Source organism: Micromonospora sp. NPDC005254 (assembly GCF_042872525.1).
Taxonomy (GTDB): domain Bacteria; phylum Actinomycetota; class Actinomycetes; order Mycobacteriales; family Micromonosporaceae; genus Micromonospora.
Window position 1 is genome coordinate 464,435 of sequence record NZ_JBIAKM010000002.1, and the last position, 14,194, is coordinate 478,628.

General features: G+C 70.6%; 14 protein-coding genes, 1 tRNA gene and 1 other RNA gene. 14 read left to right on the forward strand and 2 right to left on the reverse strand.

Translation table 11 applies throughout. The features are described 5' to 3' along the window. Positions 1-124: 124 nt before the first annotated feature. The 10 genes from pruA to ACFYPR_RS07825 all read left to right on the forward strand — a co-directional run bounded on the left by pruA (position 125) and on the right by ACFYPR_RS07825 (position 9,030). On the forward strand, positions 125-1,753 hold the full coding sequence (gene pruA / locus ACFYPR_RS07780) for an L-glutamate gamma-semialdehyde dehydrogenase (RefSeq protein WP_354859066.1): 1,629 nt from the start codon (positions 125-127) through the stop codon (positions 1,751-1,753). Positions 1,754-1,929: 176 nt separating this feature from the next. Further along, positions 1,930-2,445, forward strand: coding sequence for a PadR family transcriptional regulator (locus ACFYPR_RS07785; protein WP_007455856.1), 516 nt, complete (start codon positions 1,930-1,932; stop codon positions 2,443-2,445). A 64-nt stretch (positions 2,446-2,509) separates the two neighbouring features. Continuing rightward, positions 2,510-3,631: a peptide chain release factor 2 gene (gene prfB / locus ACFYPR_RS07790; protein ID WP_354859069.1), complete on the forward strand. Its 1,122-nt coding sequence runs from the start codon at positions 2,510-2,512 to the stop codon at positions 3,629-3,631. A 118-nt stretch (positions 3,632-3,749) separates the two neighbouring features. Next, positions 3,750-4,430: a cell division ATP-binding protein FtsE gene (ftsE, locus tag ACFYPR_RS07795; RefSeq protein WP_354859071.1), complete on the forward strand. Its 681-nt coding sequence runs from the start codon at positions 3,750-3,752 to the stop codon at positions 4,428-4,430. A 67-nt stretch (positions 4,431-4,497) separates the two neighbouring features. Then, on the forward strand, positions 4,498-5,373 hold the full coding sequence (ftsX, locus tag ACFYPR_RS07800) for a permease-like cell division protein FtsX (RefSeq protein WP_354859074.1): 876 nt from the start codon (positions 4,498-4,500) through the stop codon (positions 5,371-5,373). A gap of 151 nt (positions 5,374-5,524) precedes the next feature. After that, entirely contained in the window at positions 5,525-6,004 is a 480-nt protein-coding gene (smpB, locus tag ACFYPR_RS07805; protein ID WP_354859076.1) for an SsrA-binding protein SmpB, read from the forward strand. A gap of 104 nt (positions 6,005-6,108) precedes the next feature. Continuing rightward, positions 6,109-6,484, forward strand: a transfer-messenger RNA (tmRNA) gene (gene ssrA / locus ACFYPR_RS07810). A gap of 266 nt (positions 6,485-6,750) precedes the next feature. After that, positions 6,751-7,407 carry a hypothetical protein gene (locus ACFYPR_RS07815; protein WP_387259000.1) on the forward strand — a complete coding sequence of 219 codons (657 nt, stop codon included), beginning with the start codon at positions 6,751-6,753 and terminating at the stop codon, positions 7,405-7,407. Between the two features lie 142 nt (positions 7,408-7,549). Continuing rightward, on the forward strand, positions 7,550-8,038 hold the full coding sequence (locus ACFYPR_RS07820) for a hypothetical protein (protein WP_387259001.1): 489 nt from the start codon (positions 7,550-7,552) through the stop codon (positions 8,036-8,038). Between the two features lie 44 nt (positions 8,039-8,082). After that, positions 8,083-9,030 (forward strand): hypothetical protein, encoded by a 948-nt coding sequence (locus tag ACFYPR_RS07825; RefSeq protein ID WP_387259003.1) that lies wholly within the window; start codon positions 8,083-8,085, stop codon positions 9,028-9,030. A 42-nt stretch (positions 9,031-9,072) separates the two neighbouring features. Here ACFYPR_RS07825 and mdlC read toward each other — a convergent pair whose 3' ends face one another. Both mdlC and ACFYPR_RS07835 read right to left on the reverse strand, forming a co-directional pair. Further along, positions 9,073-10,668 carry a benzoylformate decarboxylase gene (gene mdlC / locus ACFYPR_RS07830; protein ID WP_387259004.1) on the reverse strand — a complete coding sequence of 532 codons (1,596 nt, stop codon included), beginning with the start codon at positions 10,666-10,668 and terminating at the stop codon, positions 9,073-9,075. A gap of 142 nt (positions 10,669-10,810) precedes the next feature. Next, a complete protein-coding gene (locus tag ACFYPR_RS07835; RefSeq protein WP_363940620.1) occupies positions 10,811-11,611 on the reverse strand; it encodes an S-methyl-5'-thioadenosine phosphorylase in 801 nt (266 codons plus the stop codon). Between the two features lie 172 nt (positions 11,612-11,783). Between ACFYPR_RS07835 and ACFYPR_RS07840 the strand changes: the two genes are divergently transcribed. The 4 genes from ACFYPR_RS07840 (at position 11,784) to ACFYPR_RS07855 (ending at position 14,116) form a co-directional block, all read left to right on the forward strand. After that, on the forward strand, positions 11,784-12,374 hold the full coding sequence (locus ACFYPR_RS07840; RefSeq protein WP_234583082.1) for a YqgE/AlgH family protein: 591 nt from the start codon (positions 11,784-11,786) through the stop codon (positions 12,372-12,374). A gap of 88 nt (positions 12,375-12,462) precedes the next feature. Next, positions 12,463-12,535 (forward strand) — tRNA-Ala (locus ACFYPR_RS07845). A gap of 436 nt (positions 12,536-12,971) precedes the next feature. Next, positions 12,972-13,454 carry a sigma-70 family RNA polymerase sigma factor gene (locus ACFYPR_RS07850; RefSeq protein ID WP_354860799.1) on the forward strand — a complete coding sequence of 161 codons (483 nt, stop codon included), beginning with the start codon at positions 12,972-12,974 and terminating at the stop codon, positions 13,452-13,454. Between the two features lie 8 nt (positions 13,455-13,462). Then, a complete protein-coding gene (locus tag ACFYPR_RS07855; RefSeq protein WP_355063092.1) occupies positions 13,463-14,116 on the forward strand; it encodes a hypothetical protein in 654 nt (217 codons plus the stop codon). Positions 14,117-14,194 lie beyond the last annotated feature (78 nt).

Below are 14,194 nucleotides of genomic sequence, written 5' to 3' on the forward strand. Positions count from 1 at the left end.
GTGAAACAATCGCGGGAGGTCCCGCCGCTGCTCGGCCCTCCCGCGCGGCGTCCGGTGTCCGGCCGTCCGGTCGGTGCCCGCGGGTCCGGTTTCGCCACCGCTGTCGAGATCGCCAGGAGCCTTGATGGATGCCGTGTTCTCCGTACCCGAGCCGCGCAACGAGCCGGTTCGCAACTACGAGCCGGGCAGCGGAGACCGGGACCGGCTCCAGCGGCGGCTGACCGAGCTGGCCGCCGAGCGCATCGACCTGCCGATGACCATCGGCGGCGAGCAGCGGATGGCGGCCGGCGACCCGATCAACGTGGTGCAGCCGCACAAGCACGCCCACGTGCTCGGCGTGACCGCACACGCCACCCACGACGACGCCCGCGCCGCGATCAAGGCGGCCAAGGACGCCGCCCCGATGTGGCGGGCGCTGCCGTTCGAGGAGCGCGCCGCGATCTTCCTGCGCGCCGCCGAGTTGCTCGCCGGCCCCTGGCGGGACACCCTCAACGCCGCCACCATGCTCGGCCAGTCGAAGACCGCGATCCAGGCGGAGATCGACGCCGCCTGCGAGTTCATCGACTTCCTCCGGTTCAACGTGCACTTCGCCCGCCGCCTGCTCGAGGAGCAGCCCGCGTCCTCGCCGGGCGTCTGGAACCGCTTCGACCACCGCCCGCTGGAGGGCTTCGTCTACGCGGTCACCCCGTTCAACTTCACGGCCATCGCCGGCAACCTGCCGTCGGCGCCGGCGCTGCTGGGCAACACGGTGATCTGGAAGCCGGGCCCCACCCAGCAGTTCGCCGCGCACTTCACCATGCGGCTCTTCGAGGCCGCCGGCCTGCCGCCCGGTGTGATCAACATGGTCACCGGTCGGGGCGAGGAGGTCTCCGACGTGGTGCTCGCCGACCCGGATCTGGCGGGCATCCACTTCACCGGTTCGACCAAGGTCTTTCAGCAGTTGTGGCGGACCGTCGGCGACAACATCTCCCGCTACCGGGGCTACCCGCGGCTGGTGGGCGAGACCGGTGGCAAGGACTTCGTGGTCGCGCACACCAGCGCCGACGTGGACGCCCTGCACACCGCGCTGATCCGCGGCGCGTACGAGTACCAGGGCCAGAAGTGCTCGGCGGCCTCACGGGCGTACGTGCCGCGTTCGCTCTGGGAGGGTGGCCTGCGGGACCGCCTGGCCGCCACCGCCGACTCGCTGACCTACGGCGACGTCACCGACTTCAGCAACTTCGGCGGCGCGGTGATCGACGACAAGGCGTTCGCCCGGCACACCGCGGCGCTGGAGTTGATCGCCGGTGACGACACCTGCCGGGTGCTCGCCGGCGGCACGGCCGACGACTCGGTCGGATACTTCGTCCGGCCGACGCTCTTCGAGTGCTCCGACGCCGCCCACGAGACGTTCACCACCGAGTACTTCGGGCCGATCCTGGGCGTGCACGTGTTCGACGACGCGCGCTTCGACGAGGTGGTCACGCAGGCCGAGTCGATCGCCCCGTACGCGCTGACGGGGTCGGTGTTCGCCACCGACCGCCGGGTGATCGATTCGGTCGGCGAGCGCATGCGCTACGCGGCCGGCAACTTCTACATCAACGACAAGCCGACCGGCGCGGTGGTCGGGCAGCAGCCGTTCGGCGGCGCGCGGGCCAGCGGCACCAACGACAAGGCGGGCTCCTGGCTCAACCTGGTTCGCTGGGTTTCGCCGCGGACGATCAAGGAGACCTTCGTGCCGCCGACCGACCACACGTACCCCCACATGGGCTGACCTGCGGCGACCCGCTGGCGGCGTGCGCAGCGCCGCCAGCGGTCGGCCGAGGGGCCGCAATCCATCGATAGTCCTCAACGGACAGTCTGCCGCCGACAGTGCACATAGGAAGTCCTGTCGGGTGGCAAACTGCCAAATCCTGGACGCCGGCAGCGCAAAGTGGCAGCGTAACGGCCATGGCGGAATCCGGAGTCAACCCCACGGCGGCGGCCCTGCTCGGGCTGCTCCACGAGGGTCCCATGACAGGCGGCCAGTTGATGGCTGCCGCAGAGCGCCGACTGGCGCCCTACTGGTCGATGACCCGCAGTCAGGTCTACCGCGAGTTGCCGGTGCTGGCCGAGCGGGGGTACGTGCGGCTCGGCAAGCCGGGCCCACGAATGAGCCAGCCGTACGCGCTCACCGCAAGCGGGAAACGGACATTTTCCCGCTGGCTGGCCGAGAACCCGGGGCGGGACACCATCCGCAACCCGATCGCGCTCCGGATGGCCTTCGGCAACCTGCACTCGTCCAGCCAGCTCAAGAGCCTGTACGCCTCGGCCAACGAATACCACACCGAGGCCCTCGCTCAGGTACGCGAACAGGTCAAGAACGCCAAACGGGACGGCGAGACGTACGACGCCAGCGCGCTGGAGTTCGCCGTCGCCTACCACCGGGCGGCCCTGTCGTGGCTGAAGTCCGCCCCCGTCGGGTGATCTCCGGCGGGTTCGCCGACACGGAACGAGCTGTGCTGCTCCCGGCACAGTACGCTTGTCTGTCGTGACCGCTGCCGATTACGCCGAACAGCTCAAGGAACTCGACGCGACCCTGCGCAACATCGAGGCCGTCCTCAATCTGGACCGGCTGCACGAGGACAAGGCCCGCCTGGAGCAGGAGGCGTCCGCCCCCGATCTGTGGGACGACCAGGCCAAGGCGCAGCAGGTGACCTCGCAGCTGTCGTACGTCAACGGCGAGATCAGCAAGCTGGGCAGTCTGCGCTCCCAGCTCGACGACGCCCGGGTGCTGCTGGAGTTGGCCGAGGCCGAGTCCGACCCGGGCGTGCTGACCGAGGTCGAGACGGAGATCACCGGCCTGACCAAATCCATCCAGGAGATGGAGGTCCGCACCCTGCTCTCCGGCGAGTACGACTCCCGGGAGGCGCTGGTCGCCATCCGGGCCGGCGCCGGCGGCGTGGACGCGGCGGACTTCGCCGAGATGCTGCTGCGGATGTACCTGCGCTGGGCCGAGCGGCACGGCTACCCGACCGAGGTCTACGAGACCTCGTACGCCGAGGAGGCGGGCCTGAAGTCGGCCACCTTCGCGGTCAAGGTGCCCTACGCGTACGGGACCCTCAGCGTCGAGTCGGGCACCCACCGGCTGGTCCGGATCAGCCCGTTCGACAACCAGGGTCGCCGGCAGACCAGCTTCGCGGGCGTGGAGGTGCTGCCGGTGACCGAGCAGACCGACCACATCGACATCCCGGAGAACGAGGTACGCGTCGACGTCTACCGTTCCTCCGGGCCGGGTGGGCAGAGCGTCAACACCACCGACTCGGCGGTCCGGCTCACGCACATCCCGACCGGCATCGTGGTGACCTGCCAGAACGAGAAGTCCCAGCTGCAGAACAAGGCCTCCGCGCTGCGGGTGCTCCAGGCCCGGCTGCTGGAGCGCAAGCGCCAGGAGGAGCAGGCCAAGCTGGAGGGCCTGAAGGAGAACGCGGCCGGTTCGTGGGGCGACCAGATGCGCTCCTACGTCCTGCACCCGTATCAGATGGTGAAGGATCTCCGAACCGAGCAGGAGACCGGCAATCCGAGCGCGGTCTTTGACGGCGAGTTGGACGGTTTCATCGAGGCCGGCATCCGTTGGCGTAAGCAGCGGCAGCTCGCCGGCGACGGTGCGTGACGACTCGCGGGCGGAGCGCTTCGTCGATCTCCAGGTGAGGGCCTGATTCGACGACGCGCGCCGCTTCTGCGGGGCGTGGGGCTTGGCTCAGTTGTTACACCGCGTAGACTCACCACCCGTGATTCAGCTTGAGCAAGTGACGAAGACGTACCCGAAGGCGTCCCGGCCTTCGCTCGACAACGTGTCCGTCTCGATCGAGAAGGGCGAGTTCGTCTTCTTCATCGGTCCATCCGGCTCCGGCAAGTCCACAATCATCAAGATGCTGCTGCACGAGGTCACCCCCAACAAGGGGCGGGTCCTCGTCAACAGCAAGGACGTCACGTCGATGCGCTCCTGGAAGCGACCCCACTTCCGGCGTTCGATCGGCTGCGTCTTCCAGGACTTCCGGCTGCTGCCGAACCGCACCGCGTACGAGAACGTGGCGTTCGCCCTTGAGGTGATCGGCAAGACCAAGGCGGTTGCCCGCCGGGTCGTGCCGGAGGTGCTGGAGCTGGTCGGGCTCGGTGGCAAGGAGCACCGCTATCCGCACGAGCTCTCCGGTGGTGAGCAGCAGCGGGTCGCCGTCGCCCGGGCGTTCGTGAACCGTCCGCTGATCCTGCTGGCGGACGAGCCCACCGGAAACCTGGACCCGGACACCTCGATCGAGATCATGCGCCTGCTGGACCGGATCAACCGCACCGGCACGACCGTCGTGATGGTCACCCACGACTCCAACATCGTGAACCAGATGCGCCGCCGCGTCATCGAGATCGAGAGCGGTCGCATCGTGCGTGACCAGGCCCGCGGCGTCTACGGGTGAGCCGGCGCTCCGCCCCTGCGCAGCCTGACGACGAACACCTCATGCCGGAGACCCGGAGGAAATCCCGATGCGCGTGAAATACGTCCTGTCCGAGGTACTGGTCGGACTGTGGCGCAACGTGACCATGACCATCGCGATGATCATCACGATGGCGGTCTCGCTGACCATGCTCGGCGCCAGCGGTCTCATGTACCGCCAGGTTGACGACATGAAGGACCTCTACTACAAGAACATCGAGGTCTCGATCTTCCTGAGTCAGGAGGTGAGCGAGCAGCAGCGCACCGACCTGGACGCCAAGCTGAAGGCCGACCCCCTGGTCAAGGACGTCATCTACGTCAACAAGGACGAGGCGTACAAGAAGTTCCAGGAGATGTACCAGGACGCGCCGGACCTGGTGAACGCGGTCAAGCCGGACCAGCTGCCGGAGTCGTTCCGGCTCAAGCTGAACAACCCGGAGCAGTACAAGAACATCTACGACCAGTACAAGGACACCGAGGGTGTCGACGAGATCGTCGACCAGAGTCGACTGCTGGACAAGATCTTCGACGTCCTCACCGCGATCCAGAACATCGCCCTGGCCGCCGCGATCGTGATGGCCATCGCCGCACTGCTCCTGGTGGCCAACACCATCCAGGTCGCCGCGTACAGCAAGCGGCGTGAGGTGGCGGTCATGAAGCTGGTCGGCGCGTCCAACTGGTTCATCCAGGCGCCGTTCGTGCTGGAGGCCGTGGTGGCCGGCCTGATCGGCTCACTGCTCGGCCTGGTGGCCCTGGTCGCGGCGAAGTATCTGCTCTTCGACGGGTCGCTCAAGGCGTTGCAGGGCCTGCTGTCGCCGATCAGCTGGGGTGACATCCTGTTCATCTTCCCGCTGATGGCCGGCGTCGGTGGCCTCGTCAGCGCCGCCACCGCCTGGATCACCCTGCGCTTCTACCTGCGGGTCTAGGCAGCGTACGGGTCGTCCCGTCGTCACTCGGGGACCCTCCCGCGGCCGGAATAAACGGCGCGGGAGGGTCCTTGTCATTCGGGTAGCATGATCGGTTGTCCGGCCGGGGTGAGCCCGGCGACGGACGTTTCCGGGAGAGGGGGTGGCGCCGATGCCACGGGAAAAGGGGCGCAAGGTGGTCGCCTCCAACAAGAAGGCCCGCCACGACTACGCGATCCTCGACACGTACGAGGCGGGCATGGCGCTGACCGGCACCGAGGTCAAGTCGCTGCGGGCCGGGCGGGCGTCGCTGGTCGACGCGTTCGCCCAGGAGCGCGACGGCGAGTTGTACCTGCACGCGATGCACATCCCGGAGTACACCCAGGGCACCTGGACCAACCACGAGCCCCGGCGTACGCGCAAGCTGCTGCTCAACCGGGGCGAGATCGACAAGCTCGTCGGCAAGACCCGCGAGGGTGGTCTGACCATCGTCCCGTTGCAGGTCTACTTCTCCGACGGCTGGGCCAAGGTCGAGATCGCCCTGGCCAAGGGCAAGAAGTCGTACGACAAGCGCCAGGACCTCGCCAAGCGCGACGCGGACCGAGAGATCGCCCGGGTGTCCGGTCGACGTGGCAAGGGAATGGGCGACTGATTCATCCCTTTTGCCCGGGTCGGCGCGCCGACCCGGGGCTCGGGATGAAACCCGTTGCGGCAGGCGTTAGTCTTGTCAGTGCCGCCGCAAAGGCGGCCTGTCGAGGGGGTGACTGGTTTCGACTTCGTACGCAGCGACAGGGGAAGCGAGCCGAGGAAGCCGACGTCGTCTCGAGAATCGGTCGTCGGAAACTTATAAGCGCCAAGAACAATCGCGCTGACTTCGCTCTCGCCGCCTGAGGCGAGTAGCTAAGTCTGTCGGCCTGGGAACGCCTTCGTCCCAGTAGCCGGCATCAGCTAGAAGGCTGGCCAATCGGACCCGGTCGCGGGGTCCGTGCGGCGAGATCAATCAGCGACTGGGCCCGTCACACCAACTTGCTCGCGTGAGCGGTGGGGCCGAGTAGAGGCACAGCGAGCTGCGCTCGGAGAAGCCCTGACAAACCGGCGAAGGACCCGGGTTCGATTCCCGGCACCTCCACCACCTCGAAAGGATGCGCCCCGGCCCACCGGCCGGGGCGCATCGTCGTATCCGCCGGGCGACCTCGGAAGCCGAGGCGGTTGATCCACTCCACATCGCCGACCTGCGGGTATCCAGACGTCCGGACACCCCCACATCGGCGACCTGGAGTGGATCACCGCGCGCTGGGCTGCCCGCCGCGCTGGGCTGCCTGCCGCGCTGGGCTGCCTGCCGCGCCGCGACACCGACGCCGGGCACTGCGGGGGGTTGCCGCCGCCTACGCTGCCGCTGTGACGAACCAGCAGCTGCGCCTGTCGGTCGGCGCGTCAGCCGGCCAGCGTACGGTCGCGGTGGTGACGGGGGTCCTCGTCGCGGCGATCGGTGCGGCGTTCGTGGTGGTGCCCCTGCTCGCCGGCGGGCTGGTGCGCCGCCTCACCGGCCCGGGAGACGGGTTCGCTTCCTACGAGGAGGCCCGCGACCTGCCGCCGGGAATGCTGCCGCCCGCGCTGCGGGAGTCCGCGAGCGGCTCGGGAGGGCCCGGACCGTTCCTCGGGCTGTGCGGGCTGCCGTTCGTCCTGCTCGGCGTCTACCTGGTGCTGCGGGTGCTGCGTACGGCCGCCTGGCTGGATGGCAGCCGGGTGCGGGTGCGGGGCGCCATCCGCAGTCGTACCGTCGATCTCGCCATCGCCCGCGTCGACTCCCGTTCCCGTGGGGAGGTGGGGGCCGACCCGTCGGCTCGTGCGGGTCGGTCGCCGGGAATCGTCGTCACGAATCGGGCCAGTGGGCATCGGGTCACCATCCCGCTGCGGGGGATGGGTCTGCCCGTCCTGCCGCCGTCCGAGCTGCGCGCGCTCGCCGACGCGTTCGCGGCAGGTCGACCCGGTGCGGAGCCCAGTGACGAGGCCCGCGCCGTCGCCGCCGATCTGCGGCGTCTGGCGGACGCCTGAGCGGCCCGCTGACGGCGGTGTCCGACGTCCCGGTGGGGCCGGTGTTACCAGTGGGACGGATGAGCAGGAAACGCCTCTGGACAGGGCGAACGGGCGGGTTCACCATCACGGTATGGGATAGCAGACCCGCGCGGGAGGTGCCATGGTCACCGGTGGAGTCCAGCAGCCGTCAGTCACCGCCCCGCCGTCCGCCGCCCGCACGCATCCGGCCGGGCTCCCCGGTGAACCGGGGCCCGCCGGGCTCGCCGGCGACCTGCACGCCCTGGCCCGTGCCGTCGCGGTCGCCACGACCGAGCCGCGCTGGCGGGAGATCGTGCTGCTCCGCCTGCGTCCGGTCGGGCAGGGCTTCGCCGAGCACGTCCGGGTCACCGAAGGGCCGGCCGGCCTCTATCGGGAGCTGCTCACCCACTCACCCCGCCTCGACCACGGGATCCGGCTGCTGACCCGGGAGCACACCGCGATCGTCGCCGCGATCCTGGCCGTGCAGCGGGTCGCCGAGCGGTCCGAGGCCGGCCCCGACGAACTGCGCCGCCGGGCGGGGCACCTGCTGCGGACGCTGGCCCGGCATCGGCGGCGTGGTGCCAATCTGCTCTGGCAGGCGTACCAGACGGATCTGGGCGGCGAGACCTGAGCCGGGGCGGGAACCCGCCCGGCGGCGGTCCCGTCGAACCTGGCATGCGTCGACCGGTTCTGCTGCTCGTACTGCCGCTGTTGTCCATGGTGGGCTGCGCCGCGACCGGCGCGGAGCCCGCCGCCGCGCCCACCACGACGGCGCATCGCGCATTCGACCAGCGGGCCAGCGCGGTCGCCGCGGCGTGGCGGCCCGGTCCCGGCTGGCGTGACGGCTACGTCCCCCTGCAGGGGCCGACGGTGCTCACCGGCGACCCGCGCTTCACGCCGGACACCGAGACGGCCTTCCGGTCCGGCTGGTACCGCGCCCAGGTCGCCATCCCGCCCACCCGCGTCGGTGCCGAGATCCGGTTCCCGGACGGGCGGTTGACCCTGCCGCTGGTCAGCGCGGCCGAGGCGTACCGGCAGCTCGACCGGGGTGACCCGCTGCCCTGCCCGGGGCGGCCGAAGCGGGCCGGGCTGCCGACTCCCGGCGGTCCCACCGTCGAGCCCGGGCCGGACGGCTGGGCGACCAGCACGACGGAGACAGCCTGCCTTCCGCTGACCGTCACCGGGGTGACCCTCGGTGCCGTGCCGGTCCGCACGAGTCGAGGTGAGGCGCAGGTCCCGGCCTGGCTGTTCACGGTGGAGGAGCTGGCCACCCCGGTGGCCCAGCTCGCCGTCGCGCCGACGGCCGTCACGCCCGTCCCCCCGGCGCCCACGCCGACCCAGCCACTGCCGGAGGGTCTGGTGGCCGCCCAGGACATGGTGGCGGTGGACGGCGCACGGTTGACCGTCCGGCTCGGCGTCGGTGCCTGCGACACCGACATCACCCCGGTGGTGTCGGAACGGCCGGACGTGGTCGTGGTCGGCGGCGCGGTCACCCGGTCCACCGGAGTCTGCACCGACGTGCTCAAGCTGGAGCCGGTCACCGTCACCCTGGCCGCCCCGCTGGGGGCGCGGCCGGTGCTGGACGTCTTCACCGGCGCACCGCTGACGATCGCCGCCCGGTGACGGCCGCCGGGCCTCTGCCGCTGACCGCCCGCGCGGGCTCGGTCAGAGGATCGTGGGAACGTCGGTGCTGATCGGTACCGGCAGCACCGTGGGTCCCTCGGCGCGCAGCCCGGTGGCGAGGGCGGCACCGAGCTGGTCGGGGGTCTGCACCACCTCGGTGGCGCAGCCGTAGCCGGCCGCGATGGCGGTGATGTCCAGCCCTGGCAGGTCCAGGCCGGGCACTCCGGGAGTGTCCTTGAACTCGGCGAACGCCTTGAGGATCGCGTACTGCTGATTGACCGGGACGAGGACCACCACGGGCAGTGCCAGGCGCGCGGCGGTCCACAGCGCCTGCACCGAGTAGTGGAACGAGCCGTCGCCGATCACCGCCACCACCGGCCGGCGACGCCCGGTGTCCCGCTCGGCCAGCGCCACCCCGACCGCGGCCGGCAGGCCGTAGCCGAGCCCGCCGCTGGCCATCGTGAAGTACGACGCCGGCCGGGTGATGCGCAGATGGCGGCGCAGTGCGGAGAGGTTGGACGGTGACTCCTGGACCAGCACGCCGTCGGCCGGCCAGTGTGCGGCCAGCGCGGCGAACATCGCGTCGGCGCTCAGCGGCACGGTGACCTCCGGCGGCGCCGGAGCGGCCCGCGGCGTCGGCGGCTGTCGGTTGGCGGCCGGAACCAGGTCGAGCAGCGCGGCGAGAGTCAGCCCGGGGTCGCCGAGCAGGCTGTCCCCGACCGGGGCTCGGGCGGCCTCGTCCGGGTCGTCCGTGACGTGCAGCAGGCGGGCGCCCTCGGGCAGGTGGTCGCCCGGGACGTGCGGGTAGTAGCGGAACACCGGGGCGCCGACGACCAGGACGGTGTCGTGCCCCCGCAACGCTTCGGCCAGCGGCCCGATGGCGAACGGCAGGACCCCGCGGAACTGCGGGTGATCTTCCGGGAACACGGCCCGTTCCGGTGCGGGGGCCGACCAGACCGGTGCGGCCAGCCGCTCGGCCAGGGCGACGGCCGCCGGCCAACTGCCGGAGCGGTCCACGCCGGGCCCGAACACCAGCACCGGGTCGCGGCTGTCGGCCAACACGCGCGCGAACAGGTCCAACCGCTGCGGATCCGGCCCGAAGCGGGTCGCCACCGTGCGCGACGCGGGAGGAGTCTCGGCGGGCCGGGCCCAGTCGTCCATCGGCAGGGAGAGGAAGACCGGCCCGACGGGCGGTTGCACGGCGGTCGCGTACGCCCGCAGCAGCGCCGCCGGAATGTCCTGCGCGCGGACCGGCTCGTAGCTCCACTTGACGTACGGCTCGGGCAGCTCGACCGCCCGTCGGCTGGTCAGCCGGGGCTCCAGCAGCAGCATCTCCCGGGTCTGCTGGCCGGCGGTGACGATCAGGGGCGTCTTGTTGTGCCAGGCGGTGACCAGGTTGCCCATGCCGTTACCCATTCCCGGGGCGGTGTGCAGGTTGACGTGCGCGGGCCTGCCGGCCGCCTGGGCGTACCCGTCGGCCATCGCCACCGCAGTGGCCTCCTGCAGCGCGTGGACGTAGTGGAAGTCGGCCGGGAAGTCCCGCAGGAACGGTTCCTCGGTGGAGCCGGGGTTGCCGAAGACGGTGGTCATGCCGAGGGTGCGGAGCACGTCGTACGTCGCGTCCCGGACCGTTGCCATCGTCACCTGCCTCCGTGTCGCGCGCAGGGGCGACCGTGGCCGCCCTCCCGATCAGCCGAATCTATCGGGATGTGACGGACCTTTCGGGCGTTTCCCGGCCGTCGGGGGTCCGGCTCGCCCACTGGGCCAGGTGCGGCGCAGGTCAGGGCAGCGCGAAGGGCAGTTTGATGCCGTCCAGCGCCCGGCCGCACGCGCAGTCCTGCTCGGCGGGCAGCGCGGCCACCGCGTCCAGCAGCACGTCCCGCAGGCGCTCGGTGTTGGCCGCGAAGACCCGGAACACCTCGTCCTGGGTCACCGACTCGCCCGCCTGCACCCCGGCGTCCAGGTCGGTGATCAACGCGATGGAGGAGTAGCAGAGCGCCATCTCCCGGGCGAGCACCGCCTCCGGGTGGCCAGTCATGTTCACGACAGTGCCGCCGATCGACGCGAACCAGCGGGACTCGGCACGGGTGGAGAACCGTGGGCCCTCGACCACCACCACCGTCCCGCCGTCCACCGCTGTGACGTCCCGGCCGGCCGCTGCGGCGAGCAGGGCGTGACGGCCCCGCGGGCAGTACGGGTCGGCGAACGGCACGTGCACCGCGCCCTCGTCGTAGTAGGTCTGCACCCGCCCGCTGGTGCGGTCGATGAGCTGGTCCGGCACCACGAACGTGCCCGGCCCCAGCTCCGGACGCAGCCCACCGACCGCGCACGGCGCCAACACCTGGCGTACGCCGAGGGACCGCAGCGCCCACATGTTGGCCCGGTACGGGATCCGGTGCGGCGGGTACCGGTGGTCGGAACCGTGCCGGGGCAGGAACGCGACCCGCCGCCCGGCCACCTCCGCGATGGTCACCGCGTCCGATGGTGGACCGTAAGGGGTGGCCAGCTCATGAGGGGTGCCGTCGAGGAGGGCGTAGAGGCCGGAGCCGCCGATCACCGCGAGGTCCGCCGTCGGTGTCATGGAGCCTCCGTCGCAACTGTCCGATCACCCGCCGGTCAGACCTTAGCCAGCACCGGGGACGCAGGCTATGGTGCCAGGCATGGCGTTGACAGCGCGGCTGATCCCGATGCACCGTGCGGATCCGGCGAATGACGGATCCCCGGTGCGGGCTCACGGTTGACGGGTAGGTGAGATGCAGGGAGAGGGCCAGGCGATCGGCGGACGAGCGATGGAGTCGATGACCGGGCGGCTGCTGGTCGCGACTCCGGCGCTCAAGGACCCGAACTTCGACCGTACGGTGGTGCTGCTGGTCGCCCACGAGCCGGGTGGCGCGCTCGGCGTGGTCCTGAACCGGGCGACCGAGGTGCCGGTCGCCGAGGTGCTGGGTGACTGGAGTGACCTGGCCCGCCACCCGGCGGTGCTCTTCGAGGGCGGCCCGGTGCAGCCCGACTCGGCGATCTGCCTGGCCCGGATGCGGCAACCGCTGCGCCGGCTCAAGGGCTTCCACCAGGTCTCCGGCGCGGTCGGCACGATCGACCTCTCGGTCGACCCGGAGAAGCTGCGGGAGAGCATCGGCGGGATCCGGGTCTTCGCCGGCTACTCCGGCTGGGGCAGCGGGCAGTTGGAGCAGGAGATCGCCGACGGGTCCTGGTTCCTGCTGGACGCTCTGCCCGGCGACGCCTTCGTCGACCGCCCGGACGACCTGTGGCCGATGGTGCTGCGCCGGCAGGGCGGCATGATGGCCGCCGTCGCCCACTTCCCCCCGGACGTGGCCCTCAACTGACCCGGCTGGGCGGGGACCCCCGCGAGATGACCATGCGGGCCGGTCTGTGTATAGTTTCCCAGTGCCCGGGCGACCGGGACGACAGCAAGGGGCCGTGGCGCAGCTGGTAGCGCACCACACTGGCAGTGTGGGGGTCAGGGGTTCGAGTCCCCTCGGCTCCACCCTTGCGAAACGCCCTGGCGGGGATCATTCCCTGCCAGGGCGTTCGGCTTTACCCGGGCGTTCCACGTGACCAGGCCGTCCCCGTCGTCGTCCAGGGTGACCTTCGGCCAGTCGCCGACACCGAGCCTTGTCACCGTGCCGAGGGTGCCGGCGCTGGAGAGCGAGCGACCGAACACCGAACCGCGCCGGCCACGAACCTGCGCGTACGCCGTCGGGTCGCTGACCTGTCTTCTCCGCGCACCGTCGCCCCCTGAAATCGATGAACATGCTCAGTCCAGGGCATGATGCCATCGACCAGCTCCACCGCGCGCCGGTCAGGCGGCGGTGTTGCGGGGCCTGCGGACCATCGCGACCACCGGGCCCGGTCGACGGGCCTCGTGCAAATCTTTTTCCGGCTGCGGTAAATGAATCACGGTGCTCATGCGTGTGCCAGGTGTGGAGCAAGAACGGAAGGACTTCGCGGACTTCTACCAGCGCTGCCGGGACAACTGCCTGCGTGCCGTACTGGCCAGTACGGGTGATCGTGCGCTGGCGGAGGATCTGGTCGCTGAGGCGTTCGCGCGGGCCTGGGCATCCTGGCGGAAGGTGAGTCGGCATCCGGCACCGACGGCGTGGGTGGTGCGTACCGCCCTCAACGTGCGGGTGTCCTGGTGGCGGCGGCGTCGGCGCGAGGTCGCCTTCGACGGCCACGACCTGCCCCGGCCGGATGACGACGTTCACGACGTCGACCAGGCGATGCTGAGCGCCATTCGTCGGCTGCCGAAACGGCAACGCGAAGTGATCGTGTTGCGGGTCTGGCTTGACCTGGACGCCAACACCGTGGCCGACGAACTGGGCATCTCACCGCGGACCGTAGCCGTCCACCTGTCTCGCGCCACAGCGACCCTGCGGGCGCAATTCGTGCCCGTGACCAGTTAGGACTCGAAATGAACGAGGATGAGGTGCTCAACGCGATGAGAAAAACTCTTTCCGGCGTGCGGATGGACCGTCCGGTCGAGGCGATCGAGAAGCGCGGCCGGGCCCGCCGGCGTAACCGTGGCGTGCTCGGTGTGGCCGCCGGTGGGGGACTCGCCGCCCTGGCCGCCATCGCGCTGGCCCTGCCGATCGGCTTCGGCCCTTCCGGCTCGTCACCGGCCGGCGGCACCGCGGCGCCGGCGGCCTCGGCGGGTGACGCCACGGCGCCGGCCATGGAACCGGCGGCGTTCTCGGTGGTCAGGCAGGCGGACGGCTCGGTGCAGCTGCGCCTGAGGTCCAAGCAGGTGATCGATCCCGATGCGCTGGAGAAGGCGCTGGCCGACGCCGGCGTTCCGGCCGTCGTCAAGCCGGATCTCCTGTGTACGCCAAAGGGCAGGGAACTGCCCCAGATCAAGGACGTCCTGACGTTCGAGCGGATCCCCGGGGTCGACGAGGACGGCGTGTCCGGTGACTCGGAGTGGGTGATCGCGCCGTCGAAGATGCCGAAGGGCAGCGTCCTGTACTTCAGTGTCTTCCCGGTGCACAAGGGCGAGGGCTACGCGAAGGTGGCCTGGGCCCTGGTGCCCAAGGACGCCCCGATGAACTGCCGGTCCGTCGCGAGCTGAGCCCGAGAGCCGGTCCGTTACGGACTCGATCCGTAGCGGACCGGCGTTTTCGCGTTTCACCATCTCCTTGAGTCCTGA